Below are 19,389 nucleotides of genomic sequence, written 5' to 3' on the forward strand. Positions count from 1 at the left end.
ATGAAGCTTTTACTGACTCGCCTGACCCTGGCGGTCGGCCTCGCTGCGCCGCTGTTGTTTGCCCACGCCGATGATCAGGTCAAGCGCGGCGAATACCTCGCCCGCGCCGCCGACTGCATGGCTTGCCACACCGCACCGGGCGGCGCGCCATTTGCCGGAGGTCTGCCGATCGTCTCGCCGTTCGGCACGATCTATGGCACCAATATCACGCCGAGCAAAGAGCACGGCATTGGTTTGTACAATGATGATGAGTTTTTCGTTGCGCTGACCGAGGGCAAGCGTCGTGATGGCGCCAATTTGTATCCGGCGATGCCTTACACCTCGTATCACCTGATGCCGCGTGAAGACTCGGACGCGATCCATGCGTACCTGAAAACCATCGAGCCGATCGAGCGTGCAGCCCCGGTCACCAGCCTGAGTTTTCCGTTCAACGTGCGTCCGGGTCTGATCGGCTGGAACATGATGTACGGCAAAGCCCTGAAGCTGGAGTCGGCGGAAGGCAAAAGCGAAGCCTGGAAGCGTGGCCAGTACATGGTCGAGGTGCTCGGTCACTGCGGCGAATGTCACACCCCGCGCGGTCTGCCGGGTGCGATGCAGTTGGATAAGCGCCTGACCGGCGGCATCCTCAATGGCTACCTGGCGCCGAGCCTGCTGGCCACTGATCTGGCCGCGCGCGGCTGGAACGAGCAGGATCTGGGCACGTTCCTCAAGCATGGCATGAGTGCGCAGGGGACGATGTTCAACGAGATGTTCCCGGTGTTCCACAACAGCACCCAAGGCCTGAACGATACCGATCTGGCGGCGATGGCGACCTTCCTGCTCGGCGACAAACCGCCGGCAGCGAAAGCACTGGTTGAAGTGCCCGTCGAGCAACTCAGTGCCAGTGCCCAACGCGGCCGTCAGGAATATCTGAACGTCTGCGCCGGCTGTCACGCGGTCGGGGGCGAAGGCAAGCCGCACATCGCGGTGGCCATGCGCGGCAACACCACGCTGCGCCTGGAAGACCCGCGCAATCTTTTGCGGGTGATCGAGGACGGTATCGGCGAGCAGAAGTTCTCCGGCTTCGAGCACATGCAACCGATGCCGGGTTTCGCCGACAAGCTCAGTCCTGAACAGCTGACCGATCTGCTCAACTACCTGCGTCAAGGGTGGGGTGGGCAGTCCGCCGAGCTGGCAGTGAGCGAAGTGCAAAAGCTGAAAGACGACGCACCGTCCATCGAGCACAAGGCGCACTGACATGCAGCATCTCGATCTACAAGTGGTGCGCCGCGCGCTGGAGTGGTCGGTGGCGGGGCAGCGCATCTGGCTTTGCACCGTGCTGACGACTTACGGTTCGGCACCGCGTGCGCCGGGTTCGCTGCTGGCGGTGAACGATGGCGGACAGTGGATCGGCTCGCTATCGGGTGGTTGCGTTGAGGAAGATTTCCTTGAGCGCGTCGCCGAAGGTGCGTTTCTCGATGCAGTCAATGTCGTGCGTTACGGCGAGGGCGACGATCCGCGTTCGCGGGTCAGCCTGCCCTGTGGCGGCATTCTCGATGTGCTGGTAGAGAAATTTGACGCCGACTGCGAAGTACAGGCGCATTTGCGTGAACTGGAGTCGGCGCTGCTTGGTCAGCGGCGCTTGATTCGCGAGGTCGATCTGGCCAGCGGTGCGCGCAGTCGGTTCGCTGATAGTGAGCAGGGTGCGCGGATCGAGCGGGAGATTGATCGGGTGCGCATTCGTGTCGGCGGGGCGCAGCGTTTGTTGCTCGCCGGGTATTCCAGCGTGGCGCAGGCCTGTGCCGAATTTGCCGTTGGCCTTGGCTTTGAAGTGATTCTCTGCGATCCGCGTGATGAAGTGCTGGAAGGCGTGGTGCTGGATGGCGTGGAGATTCGTCGGCAATTGCCGTCGGTGTTTATTGCTGACGGTGGCTGTCATCGTGATACGGCGGTCGTGGCGCTAACCCACGATCCACGTATCGACGACTTGGCGATGATGGAAGCGGTACGCACCGAAGCGTTCTATATCGGCGTGATGGGGTCGCAGCAGACGTCGCAAAAGCGCTTCGAACGGTTGCGTCGGATTGGCGGTTTAGGGGAGGGTGAGCTGGCGCGGATTCATGCGCCGATCGGTCTTAACCTCGGCAGCAAGACGCCGGCAGAAATCGCGCTGGCTGTGCTGGCGGATATCTTGCGCATCCGTAGCGGGATTGCTCGGGATCAGCTCTGAAACCGTTCAGTGTTTAATAAAAAGGGCCGCTGTTCAGCGGCCCTTTTTTACATCCCGAATTTGTCGCGTAAGCCGTAATACCAGGCACCCAGCGCGGCAAACGGCGTGCGCAACAGTTGCCCGCCGGGGAACGGATAGTGCGGTAAATCGGCAAACGCATCAAAGCGTTCGGCCTGACCGCGCAACGCTTCGGCGAGGACTTTGCCTGCCAAATGCGTGTAGGTCACGCCATGGCCGCTGCAGCCTTGCGAGTAATAGATGTTGTCGCCCAGGCGCCCAACCTGTGGTAACCGAGACAAGGTCAGCAGGAAATTTCCGGTCCAGGCGTAATCAATCTTCACATCCTTGAGCTGCGGAAAGGCCTTGAGCATTTTCGGACGGATGATCGCCTCGATGTTCGCTGGATCCCGTGCCCCATACACCACGCCGCCGCCGAAGATCAGGCGCTTGTCGCCCGTGAGGCGGTAGTAGTCGAGCAGGTAGTTACAGTCCTCGACACAGTAATCCTGCGGCAGCAGCGCTTTCGCCAGCTCATTACCTAGCGGCTCGGTAGTGATCACTTGTGTGCCGCATGGCATCGATTTGGCCGCCAGTTCCGGCACCAGATTGCCGAGATAGGCGTTGCCGGCGACGATAATGAACTTGGCCCTGACCTTGCCTTGCGGTGTATGTACCACCGGATTGGCGCCGCGCTCGATGCGCACGGCAGGCGATTGTTCATAGATAGTGCCGCCGAGGGACTCGACCGCCGCCGCTTCGCCGAGCGCGAGGTTCAGCGGATGGATGTGGCCGCCGCTCATATCGAGCATGCCACCGACGTATTGATCGCATGCCACCACTTCGCGGATACGGCGTTGATCGAGCAGTTCGAGTTGCGTATGACCGAAACGCTCCCAAAGGCGCTTCTGCGATTCCAGATGGCCCATCTGCTTGGCCGTCAACGCGGCGAACACACCGCCGTCCTTCAGGTCGCACTGGATGTTGTACTTGGCCACCCGCTCGCGAATGATCCGGCCCCCTTCGAATGCCATGTGACCTAGCAATTGCGCTTGCTTGGGGCCAACGCTGCGTTCGATCACGTCGATATCACGGCTATAACTGTTAACGATCTGCCCGCCATTACGACCGGAGGCACCGAAACCGACCTTGGCTGCTTCCAGCACGGTGACGCGAAACCCGTTTTCCAGCAGGAACAGCGCCGAGGACAGTCCGGTATACCCGGCGCCGATCACACAGACGTCCGTCTCCACATCATCCTGCAAGGCAGGGCGGGGTGGTACGGCATTGGCCGACGCAGCGTAATAAGACTCTGGGTGAGGGGTGTTCGCCATCCTGCAGCCTCTGTTTAATATATTTTACGAGTGCGTCGATCCTACCCGAGTTGAAAAACCTCCGCCAGCCACCGGAAAATCTTCCTCGCAGGGCGGAAATTAAATATTTTGCATATTCATAGGCTTAGGTGAAAAAAAGGTGTTGACACCCCTCCGGAATTCCGTAGAATGCCGCCTCACAGCAGGCACGTAGCTCAGTTGGTTAGAGCACCACCTTGACATGGTGGGGGTCGTTGGTTCGAGTCCAATCGCGCCTACCAAACAAAATCCGCTCTGCTGGGCGGTCTGGAAGGGCTCACCGAAAGGTGGGCCCTTTTTTGTTGTCTGTCGTTTGGGCAAACTTTGTGAATACTTCGGGCAAGCGAAGATCGCTACCTTCACGAATTCAACTCAACAGCTCAATTGAATCTGGTCGGTTGCCACCCTCAGGCGGCTGTCCTGCTGCTTGTTGATGCGATGGTCGGCCATCACCGCTTGAGTCGGGCTGAGCCCCCTCACGACTTCAACCGTAAACTTCTCCAAGCCCAAGGCAGCGTCCTTCGTCGCTGCCTACCAGGGCTCTTTGCCTTCGCGCATACTTCACTCGATCAATGGTCAGCTGTGTTCTCGGCCGTTAGCGGTCACGCCACTCCGGTTTGTAGTTCTTGACTTGGTAAGGCGCTGGAGGGCGACTGCGATTTTCTTTTCAACAAGGTAATAGAATATCGATGCCATTAAAATGCTGAGTAGTGTAGTCAAGATGACGAATAGCCATGTCTTACCAAAGGATTCAGCCCCGATGAATTCCAGTATTTTAGTGCAGGATACTTGTGTCAGCCGGTGAGTCAGATATAGAGAGTAGGATATTTCACCAATCCAGATAATCCAGCGGGGTGGATTGAATTTCAGAGTTTTGCTGGCTATTGCCACGGTGAGAAACGCTACAGTAATAGGCAGCCCCCACCCAAGCATCCCATGAAAATCAGGAATGCCTGAATAAGCCCATGCCAAAGCAACGAGAACAGTTAAAGCTGAAAGAGCTTGAGCATATGTTTTGTTTTTTATTACGAACTCAGACAGATAAAGCTTTCCGGTGATAACGCCAGCGACAAATAATAATATAATTGGGTTTGCTATTCGGTTAAGGTATATAAGCGAGAGTTGATAGTCGTGCTTGGCACTGAGGCTGATCATGCCTGTTGCTGTTAGTAGTATGGCAACTATTGTAATGAAGATCCAACTGTAGAAAACCGGCCATCTGTAGTTTTTTGCAAGTAGCGATATTCCTAGAATGGCGTAGAAATACATTTCAAAATTTAATGTCCAGCCCAGTCCGTAAGCTAAACCAAAGTAGGGTGGTGTAGACGGGTTCACTGGCAGAAATGACAAGCTTTTTATAAGAGTAATCTGGCCTGTCGGGTCATTGAGAAACCCGCTGGGTCTAAGCAAGAAGACGGCGGCAATCGTCAGAATTGCATAAATTGGTCAAACCCTGAAAAAACGTTTAATCAAGAACGTAGAGGTCGTGATCAGTGATCCGTCATCACTGTCGAGTTGTGAGGGTCATGATGAAGCCGCTGATCAGAAAAATATATCAACGCCCATGGCGCCCGGCAGCAGTATTGATCTTGCGAGCGCGTCGTATTCTGTGCCCTGCAAAAAATAGTAAGAGTGAGCAAAAACAACCAAAAGTGCCGCTACCCCTCGTAATGACTGGAGCCAATCCAGGCGCTTGGTTTCTTTGAGTTTAGTCATCCGCAAGTCTGCTTGATCTCAGGGTGTCAGCTGGAATGCTGTTCGGATTTTGCGACCCGGCACTATACAGCTCTGAGGGATAAAATGATCGGCAGCGCAAGCTAAATTTGCACGCGGCGCAGCTACAGGATGGCGCTGATGCATTGCGGCGAGATTGAGTCAACTGGATGAAATGCAAGCACATGGTCGTACTGAGCAGGTTCTAGCTGGTCCACTACTTATGCTAGAGGCGGTCATCCGGACATGCTCCCTCATCAGGCATGGTTAACAACTGGCCCGCCCTGCGCGGGCTGTTTCAGCCTCGGGAAAACCACTCTTTCCATAACGTTTGCGCCGTGCGTCTGGGTGGGAGGCGTGTGCGGGATTCCTGTCTATACTGAATCGGTGCCTAATGTCAAGAGTAGGCAATGCTTCACAATTTGCAATGAGATTTTAGACTCGGTCAGGTTGTAAAAAAGGAGTTTACTTTGATCCATCGAAAACTATTAAAGCAAATTGCCCTTCGAGTACCTGTATTAGGTCGAGTCGTTGTGGAGCGCGACAGGTTGCGCACTGAAGTACTGTCTTTTTCCGAGGGGTGCAAAGGGCGAGACAACCAACCTGACGCGTTGAAGTCAGAGGCTGTTGATTACTGCCATTGTTGCAGAGAGAAAACGTATTTTAAAATTGAAGGGGATTGGTTGCGGGATCAGTATCTTTGCGTCAATTGCGGTTCGATTCCGCGTCAGCGTCATATGCAATACATCATGGATCAATATTTTCAGGGGTGGGAGCGAAAAAGTATTCATGAATCCTCACCTTCGAATACTCTGATTTCGCGTTACTGCGATGATTATTCAACTTCGCAATACTTCAATGGCGTGGCGCCGGGCAGCCTTGTTGAAGGTGTGCGCTGCGAAAATCTGGAAGCGCTGACATTCGAAGATAAATCTTTTGATTTGTTCATTACTCAAGATGTTTTTGAGCATATCTTCAATCCTGATCTGGCTGCCCGGGAAATCATGAGAGTTTTAAAGCCTGGTGGCGCTCACATCTTTACGGCACCCAAACACAAGAATCTTTCTGCCAGTTACCGAAGGGCCAGGCTGACTGGCTCAGAGATAGAGCATATCCATGAGCCGGCCTACCATGGAAACCCCATTGGGGATGGCAGAGTATTGGTAACTTGGGACTATGGAGATGATTTCGAGTGCCTGGTCAATCACTGGTCTGATGCCACCACGACGACTTATATCACCAGAGACAGAGCGCTGGGTCTGGATGGGGAGTACCTGGAAGTGTTTGTGACCAGAAAGCCCTTGAGCTGATACGCGATGCGTGGCAAGAGCAAGCCGAGTTCTGCGTTGGCGGTTTCAAGAGCCGGCTTTTCGTAACGCACCCGTCGCGAGACGGAAGCGAGTGGAAGCTGGCCATTTTGTGACGCCTCATAATGTGAAAGGGCGGTCTGCAAGGGTTCATCGAAAGGTGGGCCCTTTTTTGTTGGCTGCACTTTGCAAAACTTTTGCAAGCGCCTATTCGCCAAGAATGCTTTATCCGTCTGTCAGTGATTTGTCTTCCTTTTGCAGGCGTGACCGCGCCGTGCAATCGGCTATTAAATAATCCTTCAGTAGTGCCGATATGCCAGTATCTAAAATCTAACGGGATTGCAGCGCATGGAAATCAGCACTACACGCAGTGAATATCAAAAGCCGAAAAATCTGGCCGGACTGGGGCGGCGCTGGGGTGGGCAAATCATTGATTCTTTCTTTACCTTTTTCTTGTACTTCGCCGTAGGTCGGACCGCGGAGTTGATCGGCTTGCCATCGGACGTGGCCGCAATCCTGGCGTTGGTTGCTGGCTTGGGGTACTACCTGTTTTCCGATGCGCTGCCCAATGGTCAAAGCTTGGGCAAAAAGCTGCTGGGGATGTCGGTGATTGACGAGCGTAGCTACCTCAATTGCAATCTGTACCAATCGTTCATGCGCAATATCACCACTCCGTTTTTGAATGTCCTTGACTGGATCTTTATTTTCTTTGGTTCGCGCAAGCGTCTTGGTGACATGCTCGCTTCAACGATCGTGGTCCGATCCAGGTAATTCATGAGGCAGCCGAGGCGCTTTCGCAGGTTCGTCAGGGTAGGCCGACCATAAAAATATTGTGGATATATAAAGGGTTACGAGTTTTTTTAACTGACCGGTTATCCAAAAAGCCTTGTTACGAGTTGTGAACTTAAGTAACATCCGTCCCGCGTTCACCACCACGGTTTATGCATTTTTAAATCCCAAGCTTCCATCAGCTGCTTGGGATTTTTTTTGCCTGCGATTTGGCTTTGTTGCTTCATTTTCCTCTCGATGCCTGGTAATTGCCTGGCGATTCCTCGCAGGCAATTCCCTACGTTTTCGACTACTACTGACTGGCCGATTTTCAACTCTTTCTGATGGGGTGTATCGATGCTGGTTCACTGGTTTCTTGCGGCTATTCATCTACTGGCTTATGCCTTGGGCTTTTGGGCGATTCTGACGCGTGGAACGGCATTCAGTCGCCTCGCTGCTGGCGCAGGTGAGGCCAGGCGCGTTTTGCTTGCCGATAATATTTGGGGTGTCTCTGCGTTGATTCTGCTGGTGACAGGCGGAATGCGGGCTTTTGGCGGCTTTGAAAAAGGCACCGACTATTATCTTCATCAACCGCTGTTTCATCTGAAGATGACGCTGTTCGTGCTGATCCTGATTGTAGAGCTCGCCCCGATGATCACGTTGATAAAGTGGCGGATCGCGTCCGCACGCGGCGCAGCGATCGACACCGGGCGTGCACAGCTGTACGCGCGAATCAGTCATGTCGAGGCGTTTTTGCTGCTACTGATGATGGTGGCGGCCACAGGCATGGCGCGTGGCGTGACATTTGGTTAGAGGGCGAATTCTCTGCGCTCTATCGGAAACGTCCGACAGCCAGCCAGGGGGATGGCAGGTAGTATCCGGCAGCAAGAGGGGAGGTGTGAAGGGGAGGAGGTGTGTCAGGCGCCGTGCCCAGCGGAGTGGGGAGCGGATGGCAAAACGGCGCGTGAATCTCTAGCCAGTCATTCCACAAGGTAAACGGACTGGCTACTGACTGCGAGGCGGTTCAGGGAGTTTGTGGCTTGTCCGGGGCGGTCAGGCCAGCCTGAATGCGCTGGTAAATCTCTTCACGGTGCACTGCAACGTTTTTCGGAGCGTTGATGCCAATGCGGACCTGTTGGCCGCTTACGCCCAGAATGGTGATAGTGATGTCATCACCGATGTTTATGCTTTCACCGACTTTGCGGGTGAGTATCAGCATGGTCTTCTCCTTGATTGCTTTGTAGGGCACCTGATTCAGACAGTGCAGAGGTCGGTGGTACGTATAGATTAGTGCGAAGTCTCACGGTTTGGGTGCCTCTTTCTGACGCGCAGAAGCGGCATTAATTCCCAGGGCGTAACTATACAGAGGCTGCAACCATCAATCTCGTTGTTTTGTGCCCATTTTGCGGGCCTCGCGAAGTATTTATGAATGATAAGATCGCGGCTTTGAGAATTTCGAGGGAAGCGTTGTGCGCAAATTGGTTTGGGTAATCGCAGCACTGGTATTGACCGGGTGCGGTGAAGGCAAGAATGTAAACGCAGCAAAACCACAATCGGCTGTAGTGTCGGCGCCGGCGGCGGCCGCCCCCCAATGGGATCTCGAAGTGCGCGGCGAAACCCCGCAGGCTATCAGCGACCTGAGTGGCTGGTTGATCGAGCACGCTTTCGTACCTACGGTGATCAAGGACAGCAGTGGTAAAGCGCGAATTCTGATTGGTCCTTTCAACTCGCAAGCCGAAGCTGAAGCCCGAAAAGTACAAGTGGATGCCGCTCTGGTGAAAGCCAAGAAGCAGAATATTGAATCGGTGGTGATCGAGCACCCGCTCACGCCGTAAACGCCGCGTTTCAGCGGAGCAACCTAAAGGACCTCGGATGTGGCTCGTCTAATACGAGTCAGTCACGATTTTCCGAAGGAGCTCCGCATGGCCTCCGCCAATCCTTACCAGTTGTTCGACGTCATACTGCATCGCAAGACCTTACTTAGCCCGCACATGATGCGGATCACGCTGGCCAGTCCTGCTGTTAAAGAAATGGCTACCTGGGCGCCGGATCAAAGGGTGAAACTGTTTTTTCCTGCGGCTGATGGTTCTCCTGCCAGGCTTGCTCAGGGCGAGGGTTGGTACGCCCGCTTCAAGGCAATGATTGCCGATCGACGTCCGGCAATGCGCACCTACACCATTCGCCATTTGCGTGCCGAACAAGGCGAAGTGGATATTGATTTCGTCCTGCACGGTGAAACCGGGCCTGCTTCGCGTTGGGCGCTTCGGGCGCAGCCCGGTGATTCGATGCAGATTCTCGCCCCGGATCGCCGCTTTTCAGCACAGGACGCCGGAGGGTTCGAATGGAAGCCGCCGCAGACCCTTAAGCAGGTTCTGCTGGTCGCCGACGGCACGGCGCTACCGGCGGCCATGGGCATTCTCGATGAATTGGCCGCTATGGCCGAGCCACCCCTGACGCAGGCGTTTTTCGAAGTCGACAGTGTCGAGGATATGCTGGCAGTTCCCGATTGGGCCGGGCTGATGGTGCAGTGGCTGATCCGGGACCAGGCCAGCGCCGGTACGTTGATGGTGGCGGCGGTTCAGAAAGCCGTTGCACCCATTCATGCCTCATCCATCGGCCAGGCTGTCGAGTTGGCCGAGGTCGATATCGATAAAGAGATTCTTTGGGAAATAGCCGAGACAGCCAATGAGAGTTTCTATGGCTGGATCGCTGGAGAAAGCGCTGCGGTGATGAGTCTGCGCAGGTACCTGATCAAAGAATGCGGGATCGCACGCGAGTCGCTCAACCTGATGGGGTACTGGCGCTACAACAAGGCGGGCAGCTAGCCACAAAAAAGGCCTCGGACATGACGTTCGAGGCCTTTTCTTTTAAGTGGTCGATCAGCCGCAGGCTTTCATGTTCACCGGGCCGACAAATTCATTGCCGCGTCCCATCACGCACGCCACGCTTTGATTACGCTGACGCTCCCAGTCCTGCACCGGGTAAGTCTTGTTCCACGCCTCGTACAATTGCCGATCCTGTTTCGACAGGCGCAAGCCGTATTGCTTGCTCATGTAGAAGTAAGTGCGGGCGATCATGCCGCGAATCGACGGGCGAGGCATGACCTTCTTCGCCTTGAAGTCGACCTGGGTCAGACACGAACCGTACTGCCCGGATTGCACCGGCAGCCATCCGTAGCTGAAGTTGCTGCGGTCTCCATTGACCTCGCCAATACTCGGCACCAGGTTATGCAGATCGGCTTCGGCTTTCTGATAGCTTGGGTCGTAACGCGTGCAGTTCTTGCGTCCACCTTCCTGCCAGCACTGACGCTGATGGCCGAACTGCCAGGCAGGCACGATGTGTTCCCATTCAATGCGTGACGCACGCTTGGCATTCTTGCGCGGTACGTAACCGCAAGCCTTCAGGTCAACCTTGTTGCCGGTGTACTTGCATCCGCAATAAAACTCCGTGGACTGCGGTGCATATAGCTTCCAGGCGGCCTTCTTGGCTTCGGAAAATGTGCGGGGTGCGCCAGCCTGGGCACCCATGGCGATGAACAAAAGCAACAAAGCAAAACAGCGGACACTCATTGAATCAATCTTCCTTCGGTACAACCCAAAAAATCTGCACACCACCATCGTCGCGATAGGCGAGGGTGACGTTGTCGTTCTCGTCGATTTCCTCGAGCAGACGTTCCCACTCGTCCATCGGCTCGTCCGGCAGACGGAAGATCAGTGCCGCTTTGGCTTTTTGTGCAGTGGGGGAATTGATGATTTTCTGAACGCGCATGCCCATGCGTTCGTAAGCGTCAGGAGCATCAGGGGAGGTGGCCACGAGGTTATCCTTATTAAGCTGTACGTGCATACAGTATTTAACTGTAAGCATTTTCGCAACTGCTTAAAATTAAAGAAAATCCTCTGACAGCGCTTTTCCGATTTTGGTGTAGGCCGTGTCGAATTTTTTGTAGGAAAAATGCGAGAGCTTTGTGAGCGATGCACCACCCAACCGACAGGCGAGTGGCGCAGGGTGCCCAATCAAGAATTGATTGGGCGAAGGTCCATCAATATTCCCAGAACATCCGTTGCAGCTCTTTGCTGTCGTTGGTTTTGGTCAATGCGACCATCGCCAGGATGCGGGCTTTTTGCGGGTTCAGGTCGTGAGCCACAACCCAATCGTACTTGTCGTCCGGCTGTTCGGCGTTACGCAGAACGAAGCCGCCAGCGTTGACGTGGGACGAACGAATGATTTGCACGCCATCCTTGCGCAGCGCTTGCAGTGCTGGAACCACGCGGGAGGATACCGAGCCGTTACCAGTACCGGCATGGATGATGGCCTTGGCTCCGGACTGTGCGAGAGCCTTGTAGGCAGTATCGCTGACGTTGCCGTAGGAATAAGCGATTTCTACGTCAGGAAGGCTTTTGATGTTTTTGATGTCGAATTCCGAATCCATGGTGTGGCGCTTGGCTGGCAAGCGGAACCAGTAGGACTTGCCTTCAACCACCATGCCCAGTGGACCCCAGGCGCTTTTGAACGCTTCGGTCTTGATGTTGATCATCTTGCTGACGTCGCGACCGGATTGGATTTCATCATTCATGGTCACCAGTACGCCTTTGCCATGCGCTTCTTTGCTGCTGGCCACGGCCACGGCGTTGTACAGGTTGAGCATGCCGTCGGCGGACATGGCAGTGCCCGGACGCATCGAGCCGACGACGATGATTGGCTTGTCGGTTTTTTCCACCAGATTGAGGAAGTAAGCGGTTTCCTCCAGGGTGTCGGTGCCGTGGGTGATGACGATGCCGTCGACGTCTTTGCTATCGGCCAGTTCGGCTACACGACGACCCAATTGCAGCAGGTTTTCGTTGGTGATGCTTTCCGAGGCAATCTGCATGACTTGTTCGCCACGCACGTTCGCCAGTTTGCTCAGTTCGGGAATGCCGGCGATCAATTGTTCTACGCCGACCTTGGCTGCCTGATAGGTCGCGCTGTTGGCGGCGCTCGCGCCAGCACCGGCGATTGTGCCGCCCGTGGCAAGTACCACGACGTTCGCGAGTTTGGTCTGGGTTTCGACTTCCTTCGCTTGAAGGGCGGTGGGCAGGAGCAGGAGAAGGGCCAAAGCGCCCGGGACCAAAGTGTTGAAAGCAGATTTCATTATTTTTCTCTCTAGTAGTGAGACGGTGCTGATGCAGGTTCATCTAGATGCACCCCAAGCCGATCTGGATGCTCGGAGTGCGATGAAGGGAGCAGGATCTGTACCATCCGTACTTTGCGTCAGAGAAATGTTTAACTCGATGATTTACATCAAGATTTTATGAGTTGGCAAATTGCGGAGTGAATCGTTTATCCGGGTTTCCGAACAATGGACGCTTTCGCGTTCGGCTCTCCGAAAAGGACTACTGCTTTTGTCGAGTGATTCGAGTGGCCTGTTTCGGCTTTTGTGCTAAAGAAACCTTCACGGGGGCCGATGGTTGTTCAAGGAAACAGAATCTAGGGAGTTCACATGTCACTGACGGTCGGTTTATCAAATCCTGGCGCAGTCACCATCGGCGGCAAAACCGCAGCGACTATCAATGCATTGAGCGAGGCGGGAGCGGAGGCTTCCACCGAGGCGCTGGGCACTGAGAAAGAATCGAACAATCAGGTCAGGACCGGTGGTGCCGCTGCGCCAGAAGACAGCAAGGCTGAAAGCGGCGACAACCTGAGCGTCACGGTCAAGATGTTGCTCAAGCGCATGCAGGAACTGCAGAAGCAACTGCAGGAGCAGCAACAACAACTGGCGGCCGCACAAGCCAAGACCTATCCGACGCCTGAGGCCAAATCGCAAGCGGTGATGTCCATTCAGGGGCAAATCGCGCAAACCAGCGCTGCGATGGCAGAAGTGGCTGGTGCACTGGTCAAGGAAATGACGAAGAGTTCCACTAGCGGTAACCTGGTCAGCACCACGGCATAAGCAGCGAAAGGGCGAGTCCGACGATTCGCCCTACAACAAATGACGATTTCTGATTGTTGACAAATGTCGGCGGGATTCGCATAGTTCGGTCTACGCAAACGTTTGCGCGGCTCTCCCGGCACTGTATGGCCCGGAAGCAAGCGAGATAGCTTACGCCAGCGCAAGCGTTGCTCACAATAATCATAAGATCGGAGTGAACCCATGAAGCTGCCATTCGCTGGACGTCTTCTTGCTGTCGCTATGCTGGCTGCCACAGCCGCCGCACTACCTGTCTCCTCGGCATTCGCCGAATCCGCCGAAAAACCCAAAGTCGCGCTGGTCATGAAGTCTCTCGCCAACGAATTCTTCCTGACCATGGAAGACGGCGCCAAGGCCTACCAGAAAGAACACTCCGCCGATTTCGACCTGATCTCCAATGGCATCAAGGATGAAACCGATACTGCTGGCCAGACCCGTATCGTCGAGCAGATGATTCTGGCCAAGGTCAATGCACTGGTAATCGCGCCTTCCGATTCCAAGGCCATGGTGCCGGTGATCAAGAAAGCCGTCGATGCCGGCATCACCGTGATCAACATCGATAACCAGCTCGATCCGGCCATCGTCAAAAGCAAAAACATCAGCGTGCCCTTCGTAGGCCCGGACAACCGTAAAGGTGCGCGTCTGGTCGGTGAATACCTGGCCAAGCAGCTCAAGGCCGGTGACGAAGTCGGCATCATTGAAGGCGTGTCCACCACGACCAATGCCCAGCAACGTACCGCTGGCTTCAAAGATGCGATGGACGCTGCGCAGATCAAGATCGTTTCCCTGCAATCCGGCGACTGGGAAATCGACAAAGGCAACAAGGTTGCCGCTTCGATTCTCAGTGAGTATCCGGATGTCAAAGCGCTGCTGGCCGGCAACGACAGCATGGCCGTCGGTGCCGTTTCCGCAGTCCGTGCCGCTGGCAAGGCCGGTCAGGTTCAGGTCGTCGGTTACGACAACATCAATGCCATCAAGCCAATGTTGAAGGACGGTCGCGTGTTGGCCACGGCTGACCAGTTCGCTGCGAAGCAAGCGGTGTTCGGCATCGAAACCGCGCTGAAAATCATCAAGGGCGAAAAAGTCGACAGCGGCGCCAACGGCGTGATCGAAACACCGGTCGAGCTGGTCACCAAGTAAGTCTTCTGGCGACACAACGGCGCTCGTCCGTCCGGGCGAGCGCATGGAGAGTTTTTATGTCAGTTTCCGCCCCGAACGCTGTCCTCTCGGTCAGCGGTATCGGTAAGACCTATGCGCAACCGGTGCTCACTGGCATCGATCTGACGCTGATGCGCGGTGAAGTACTGGCGCTGACCGGCGAGAATGGTGCCGGCAAAAGTACCCTGTCGAAAATCATCGGCGGACTGGTCACCCCGACCACCGGCCAGATGCAATTCCAGGGCAAGGACTATCGACCGGGCAGTCGCACCCAGGCTGAAGACCTCGGCGTGCGTATGGTCATGCAAGAACTCAATCTGTTGCCGACCCTGTCGGTGGCGGAGAATCTGTTTCTCGACAACCTGCCTAGCAACGGTGGCTGGATCAGCCGCAAGCAGTTGCGCAAGGCTGCGATCGAAGCCATGGCGCAAGTCGGTCTCGACGCAATTGATCCGGATACGCTGGTCGGCGAGTTGGGTATCGGGCATCAGCAGATGGTCGAAATCGCCCGTAACCTGATTGGCGATTGTCATGTGCTGATTCTCGATGAGCCGACCGCGATGCTGACCGCGCGTGAAGTCGAAATGCTCTTTGAGCAGATTACCCGTTTGCAGGCGCGAGGCGTCTCGATCATCTACATTTCCCACCGCCTCGAAGAGTTGGCCCGCGTCGCACAGCGGATTGCCGTGCTGCGTGATGGCCATCTGGTGTGCGTCGAGCCGATGGCCAATTACAACAGCGAGCAGCTGGTGACGCTGATGGTTGGTCGTGAACTGGGCGAACATATCGACATGGGCCCGCGCAAGATCGGTGCCCCGGCGCTGACTGTCACGGGTTTGACTCGCTCCGACAAAGTGCGCGATGTCTCGTTCGAAGTGCGTGCCGGCGAGATCTTCGGGATTTCCGGGTTGATCGGGGCAGGGCGCACGGAGCTGTTGCGACTGATCTTCGGCGCAGACGTTGCCGACAGCGGCAGCATTGCACTTGGCTCGCCAGCCAAAGTCGTCAGTGTGCGCTCGCCAGTCGATGCCGTGCGCAACGGTATCGCGTTGATCACCGAGGACCGCAAGGGGGAAGGCCTGCTGCTCAGTCAGTCGATCAGCGCCAACATCGCCCTCGGCAACATGCCGGAGATTTCCAGTGGCGGTGTCGTCAACAACGGCGACGAGATCGCTCTGGCGCAGCGTCAGATCGACGCCATGCGCATCCGCAGTTCGAGTCCGACACAATTGGTTTCGGAGTTGTCCGGCGGCAACCAGCAGAAAGTCGTGATCGGCCGCTGGCTGGAGCGCGACTGTTCGGTGCTGCTGTTCGACGAGCCGACCCGTGGCATCGACGTCGGCGCCAAGTTCGATATTTATGCCTTGCTCGGCGAACTGACGCGCCAGGGCAAAGCGCTGGTGGTGGTGTCCAGTGACCTGCGTGAGCTGATGCTGATCTGCGACCGGATTGGCGTGTTGTCGGCAGGGCGCTTGATCGACACCTTCGAGCGCGACAGCTGGACTCAGGATGATTTGCTTGCCGCCGCGTTCGCCGGCTACCAAAAACGTGATGCGTTGCTCAACGAAGCGGCGCCTAGGGATCTCCCATGAAAACTGCATCTCCTGCCGGCAAACGTAGTGGCAACTTCTATGGTCTGGGCACTTATCTGGGCCTGGCCGGTGCGTTGCTGGCGATGATTGCGCTGTTCTCGGTCTTGAGCAGCCACTTTCTGTCGTATAACACCTTCAGTACGTTGGCCAACCAGATCCCTGATCTGATGGTGCTGGCGGTCGGCATGACCTTCGTGTTGATCATCGGCGGCATCGACCTGTCGGTGGGCTCGGTACTGGCACTGGCCGCTTCGACAGTCAGCGTCGCCATTCTCGGTTGGGGCTGGGGCGTGTTGCCGTCAGCGTTGCTCGGCATGGCCGTGGCGGCACTGGCCGGCACCGTTACCGGTTCGATCACCGTGGCCTGGCGGATTCCATCGTTCATCGTCTCTCTGGGTGTGCTGGAAATGGCTCGGGGTTTGGCATATCAGATGACCGGTTCGCGCACCGCATACATCGGAGACTCGTTCGCCTGGTTGTCGAATCCGGTCGCGTTCGGTATCTCGCCGTCGTTCATTATTGCGTTGCTGGTGATTATCATCGCCCAGGCTGTGTTGACCCGGACCGTGTTCGGTCGCTACCTGATCGGCATCGGCACCAACGAAGAGGCGGTGCGTCTGGCGGGGATCAATCCGAAACCCTACAAGATTCTGGTGTTCAGCCTGATGGGCCTGCTGGCCGGTATCGCCGCGCTGTTTCAGATTTCCCGTCTGGAAGCCGCTGACCCGAATGCCGGTTCCGGTCTGGAGTTGCAAGTAATCGCTGCGGTGGTGATCGGCGGCACCAGCCTTATGGGCGGACGCGGTTCGGTGATCAGCACGTTTTTTGGCGTATTGATTATCTCGGTACTGGCGGCGGGTCTGGCGCAGATCGGCGCGACCGAGCCGACCAAACGTATCATCACGGGCGCGGTCATCGTGATCGCGGTGGTGCTCGACACTTATCGCAGTCAGCGCGCCAGTCGCCGGGGCTAAGACATGGCAACGATCAAGGACGTGGCAGCCCTCGCGGGAATTTCCTACACGACGGTGTCGCATGTGGTGAACAACACCCGGCCGGTCAGTCAGGAAGTGCGGCTGAAAGTCGAGGCAGCGATCAAGAGCCTCGACTATGTGCCAAGTGCAGTGGCGCGCTCGCTGAAGGCCAAGACGACTGCGACCATCGGCTTGCTGGTGCCGAACAGTCTCAACCCGTACTTCGCGGAATTGGCGCGGGGCATCGAGGATTACTGCGAGCGTAACGGCTACTGCGTGATCCTCTGCAACTCCGACGATAACCCTGACAAGCAGCGCAGCTATTTACGCGTATTGCTGGAGAAGCGCATCGACGGTTTGATCGTCGCCTCCGCTGGCGGTGACAGCGGTCTGGCGCAAGGACTGGCTGGCGTAAAAACGCCGATGGTCATCGTCGACCGTAGTCTGGATGGTGTCGATGCCGACCTGGTGCGCATCGACCACGAATACGGCGCGTACCTCGCCACCCGACACTTGCTGGAATTGGGTCACCGCGACATCGCCACCATTGGCGGTCCGGCCAGTACCAGTGTTGCGCAGATGCGTCTGGCCGGATATTGCCGGGCGCTGAAAGAGGCGGGTGTTGAAGTCCGCCAGAAGCGCATGCTGGAAAGTGATTTCACCAGTACTGGCGGGTACAACGCGGCGGCGACGCTGCTTGAAAGCAATCCGCCGAGCGCGATTTTTGCCGGTAACGACATGATCGGCATCGGCGTGCTGCGCGCTGCAGCGGAGCGCAATGTTCGCGTGCCGAGCGAGCTGTCGGTGATCGGCTTCGACGATATCCAGATGAGTCGTTACGTGTATCCGGCACTCACTACGGTGGGGCAGTCGATCCTGCAACTGGGTGAGATGGCCGCCGAAGTGCTGTTGCGAAGGATTGCTACGCCGACTCTGGGTACCGATCAGCGGATCGTGACCCCGAGTATTGTCTTGCGCGAATCGACCGCACCGTTGTCCGGCGTGTTCACCGAATACCGCTGAAACCGAATTGACGAGTAATGATGTATGCCAGCAAATGTAGTGGTAATAGGCAGCCTGAACATGGATCTGGTGACTCGCGCGCCGCGACTTCCCGTCGGCGGTGAAACGCTGATCGGTCATTCCTTTGCCACGGTTTCCGGTGGCAAGGGCGCCAATCAGGCAGTGGCCGCAGCGCGTTTGGGCGCGCAGGTGGCGATGGTCGGTTGCGTTGGCAATGACGACTATGGCGTGCAGTTGCGTGACGCTCTGCTGGCTGAGCAGATCGATTGTCAGGCCGTGAGTACGGTCGAGGATTCCAGTGGTGTGGCGTTGATTGTGGTCGATGACAACAGTCAGAACGCAATTGTCATTGTCGCCGGTGCCAACGGTGCCATGACACCCGCAGTGATCGACCGGTTTGATGCAGTGTTGCAAGCCGCCGACGTGATCATCTGCCAGCTCGAAATTCCGGATGCCACGGTGGGACATGCGCTCAAGCGTGCGCGTGCGCTTGGCAAAATCGTCATCCTCAATCCGGCCCCGGCCAGTCGCCCACTGCCGGCAGACTGGTTTTCCGCAATCGATTACCTGATTCCCAACGAGAGCGAAGCGACCGTGTTGAGCGGATCGCCAGTGGACTCGCTGAAAAGCGCAGAAAGTGCCGCCAGCCTACTGATCGCCATGGGGGCGGGCAAAGTCATCATTACCCTCGGTGCACAAGGTTCGCTGTTCGCCAATGGCCAGAGCTTTGAGCATTTCCCGGCGCCGAAAGTGAAGGCTGTCGACACCACCGCCGCCGGAGACACTTTTGTCGGTGGCTTCGCGGCGGCGCTGGCCAATGGCAAATCCGAGGTCGAGGCGATTCGCTACGGACAGATTGCCGCCGCGCTGTCGGTAACTCGCGCCGGTGCGCAACCGTCCATTCCTACTCAATCCGACGTACAGGCCTTTAAACCCGCATGAAAAAGACTCCCCTGCTTAACGTCGCACTGTCGCGGCTGATCGCGTCTCTGGGCCATGGCGACATGGTGGTCATTGGTGATGCTGGGCTGCCAGTGCCGCCAGGTGTCGAGTTGATTGATCTGGCGCTGACCCACGGCGTCCCCGATTTCGTCAGCACCCTGAAAGTCGTGCTCAGCGAGATGCAGGTGGAAAGCCATGCGCTGGCCAAAGAAATCTTCGACAAGCAACCGACCGCACTGACTGCGCTGGACGGGTTGAATGAAGAGGGCGCTTTGGGGCGTCGCGATCTGCTCAGTCATGAGCAATTCAAGGTGCTCAGCCGGCAGGCACGGGCGATTGTTCGTACAGGCGAATGCCAGCCGTACTGCAACATCGTGCTGGTCGCTGGAGTCACCTTTTAACTTTTGATT

Annotated in this window: 21 protein-coding genes and 1 tRNA gene; 15 read left to right on the plus strand and 7 right to left on the minus strand. The window is 56.4% G+C overall.

Annotated features, from left to right (window positions below; translation table 11 throughout):
• Complete coding sequence (locus GTU76_RS14775) at positions 1 to 1,236, plus strand: c-type cytochrome (RefSeq protein ID WP_175554828.1); 1,236 nt, start codon at positions 1 to 3, stop codon at positions 1,234 to 1,236.
• Position 1,237: 1 nt separating this feature from the next.
• On the plus strand, positions 1,238 to 2,209 hold the full coding sequence (locus tag GTU76_RS14780) for an XdhC family protein (protein WP_180698915.1): 972 nt from the start codon (positions 1,238 to 1,240) through the stop codon (positions 2,207 to 2,209).
• Between the two features lie 47 nt (positions 2,210 to 2,256).
• Here GTU76_RS14780 and GTU76_RS14785 read toward each other — a convergent pair whose 3' ends face one another.
• Positions 2,257 to 3,540 (minus strand): NAD(P)/FAD-dependent oxidoreductase, encoded by a 1,284-nt coding sequence (locus GTU76_RS14785; RefSeq protein WP_180698916.1) that lies wholly within the window; start codon positions 3,538 to 3,540, stop codon positions 2,257 to 2,259.
• A 183-nt stretch (positions 3,541 to 3,723) separates the two neighbouring features.
• On the opposite strand from GTU76_RS14785, the gene GTU76_RS14790 reads away from it, so the two are divergent.
• A tRNA-Val gene (locus GTU76_RS14790) sits at positions 3,724 to 3,800 on the plus strand.
• A 334-nt stretch (positions 3,801 to 4,134) separates the two neighbouring features.
• Here the strand turns inward: GTU76_RS14790 and GTU76_RS14795 are convergent.
• Both GTU76_RS14795 and GTU76_RS14800 read right to left on the minus strand, forming a co-directional pair.
• Positions 4,135 to 5,001 carry an acyltransferase family protein gene (locus GTU76_RS14795; RefSeq protein ID WP_343057527.1) on the minus strand — a complete coding sequence of 289 codons (867 nt, stop codon included), beginning with the start codon at positions 4,999 to 5,001 and terminating at the stop codon, positions 4,135 to 4,137.
• Between the two features lie 99 nt (positions 5,002 to 5,100).
• On the minus strand, positions 5,101 to 5,274 hold the full coding sequence (locus GTU76_RS14800; RefSeq protein ID WP_016984549.1) for a hypothetical protein: 174 nt from the start codon (positions 5,272 to 5,274) through the stop codon (positions 5,101 to 5,103).
• Positions 5,275 to 5,741: 467 nt separating this feature from the next.
• Between GTU76_RS14800 and GTU76_RS14805 the strand changes: the two genes are divergently transcribed.
• From GTU76_RS14805 to GTU76_RS14815, 3 genes are all read left to right on the plus strand, one after another.
• Entirely contained in the window at positions 5,742 to 6,581 is an 840-nt protein-coding gene (locus GTU76_RS14805; RefSeq protein WP_180698918.1) for a class I SAM-dependent methyltransferase, read from the plus strand.
• Between the two features lie 345 nt (positions 6,582 to 6,926).
• Complete coding sequence (locus GTU76_RS14810) at positions 6,927 to 7,349, plus strand: RDD family protein (protein ID WP_175554814.1); 423 nt, start codon at positions 6,927 to 6,929, stop codon at positions 7,347 to 7,349.
• 354 nt (positions 7,350 to 7,703) lie between these two features.
• A complete protein-coding gene (locus tag GTU76_RS14815) occupies positions 7,704 to 8,159 on the plus strand; it encodes a DUF2214 family protein (protein ID WP_180698919.1) in 456 nt (151 codons plus the stop codon).
• Between the two features lie 211 nt (positions 8,160 to 8,370).
• Here the strand turns inward: GTU76_RS14815 and csrA are convergent, their stop codons facing one another.
• A complete protein-coding gene (gene csrA / locus GTU76_RS14820; RefSeq protein WP_003179932.1) occupies positions 8,371 to 8,565 on the minus strand; it encodes a carbon storage regulator CsrA in 195 nt (64 codons plus the stop codon).
• 250 nt (positions 8,566 to 8,815) lie between these two features.
• On the opposite strand from csrA, the gene GTU76_RS14825 reads away from it, so the two are divergent.
• Positions 8,816 to 9,181 (plus strand): hypothetical protein, encoded by a 366-nt coding sequence (locus GTU76_RS14825; protein WP_016984553.1) that lies wholly within the window; start codon positions 8,816 to 8,818, stop codon positions 9,179 to 9,181.
• An 87-nt stretch (positions 9,182 to 9,268) separates the two neighbouring features.
• On the plus strand, positions 9,269 to 10,171 hold the full coding sequence (locus tag GTU76_RS14830; protein WP_016984554.1) for a siderophore-interacting protein: 903 nt from the start codon (positions 9,269 to 9,271) through the stop codon (positions 10,169 to 10,171).
• Between the two features lie 54 nt (positions 10,172 to 10,225).
• Here the strand turns inward: GTU76_RS14830 and GTU76_RS14835 are convergent, their stop codons facing one another.
• The 3 genes from GTU76_RS14835 to GTU76_RS14845 all read right to left on the minus strand — a co-directional run bounded on the left by GTU76_RS14835 (position 10,226) and on the right by GTU76_RS14845 (position 12,474).
• On the minus strand, positions 10,226 to 10,915 hold the full coding sequence (locus GTU76_RS14835) for an endonuclease (RefSeq protein ID WP_175554811.1): 690 nt from the start codon (positions 10,913 to 10,915) through the stop codon (positions 10,226 to 10,228).
• 4 nt (positions 10,916 to 10,919) lie between these two features.
• Positions 10,920 to 11,189 (minus strand): DUF1654 domain-containing protein, encoded by a 270-nt coding sequence (locus GTU76_RS14840; protein ID WP_166219800.1) that lies wholly within the window; start codon positions 11,187 to 11,189, stop codon positions 10,920 to 10,922.
• 196 nt (positions 11,190 to 11,385) lie between these two features.
• The gene (locus GTU76_RS14845; protein ID WP_034152752.1) at positions 11,386 to 12,474 is read right to left on the minus strand and encodes an asparaginase; all 1,089 of its coding nucleotides are present in this window, start codon (positions 12,472 to 12,474) and stop codon (positions 11,386 to 11,388) included.
• 348 nt (positions 12,475 to 12,822) lie between these two features.
• Between GTU76_RS14845 and GTU76_RS14850 the strand changes: the two genes are divergently transcribed.
• The 7 genes from GTU76_RS14850 (at position 12,823) to rbsD (ending at position 19,380) form a co-directional block, all read left to right on the plus strand.
• On the plus strand, positions 12,823 to 13,272 hold the full coding sequence (locus GTU76_RS14850) for a hypothetical protein (protein ID WP_016984935.1): 450 nt from the start codon (positions 12,823 to 12,825) through the stop codon (positions 13,270 to 13,272).
• Positions 13,273 to 13,473: 201 nt separating this feature from the next.
• A complete protein-coding gene (locus GTU76_RS14855; RefSeq protein ID WP_016984936.1) occupies positions 13,474 to 14,430 on the plus strand; it encodes a sugar ABC transporter substrate-binding protein in 957 nt (318 codons plus the stop codon).
• Between the two features lie 56 nt (positions 14,431 to 14,486).
• Positions 14,487 to 16,040, plus strand: a complete 1,554-nt coding sequence (locus GTU76_RS14860) for a sugar ABC transporter ATP-binding protein (protein WP_180698920.1) — start codon at positions 14,487 to 14,489, stop codon at positions 16,038 to 16,040.
• Positions 16,037 to 17,014 carry an ABC transporter permease gene (locus GTU76_RS14865; RefSeq protein WP_016984938.1) on the plus strand — a complete coding sequence of 326 codons (978 nt, stop codon included), beginning with the start codon at positions 16,037 to 16,039 and terminating at the stop codon, positions 17,012 to 17,014. Before GTU76_RS14860 ends, GTU76_RS14865 begins: the two co-directional genes overlap by 4 nt.
• A gap of 3 nt (positions 17,015 to 17,017) precedes the next feature.
• Positions 17,018 to 18,037 carry a LacI family DNA-binding transcriptional regulator gene (locus GTU76_RS14870; RefSeq protein ID WP_180698921.1) on the plus strand — a complete coding sequence of 340 codons (1,020 nt, stop codon included), beginning with the start codon at positions 17,018 to 17,020 and terminating at the stop codon, positions 18,035 to 18,037.
• Between the two features lie 24 nt (positions 18,038 to 18,061).
• The gene (gene rbsK / locus GTU76_RS14875; protein WP_180698922.1) at positions 18,062 to 18,979 is read left to right on the plus strand and encodes a ribokinase; all 918 of its coding nucleotides are present in this window, start codon (positions 18,062 to 18,064) and stop codon (positions 18,977 to 18,979) included.
• Positions 18,976 to 19,380, plus strand: coding sequence for a D-ribose pyranase (gene rbsD, locus GTU76_RS14880; protein WP_016984941.1), 405 nt, complete (start codon positions 18,976 to 18,978; stop codon positions 19,378 to 19,380). The genes rbsK and rbsD overlap by 4 nt, the downstream gene beginning before the upstream one ends.
• Positions 19,381 to 19,389: the final 9 nt, after the last annotated feature.

Source organism: Pseudomonas crudilactis (genome assembly GCF_013433315.1).
In the GTDB taxonomy this organism is placed as follows: Bacteria; Pseudomonadota; Gammaproteobacteria; order Pseudomonadales; family Pseudomonadaceae; genus Aquipseudomonas; species Aquipseudomonas crudilactis.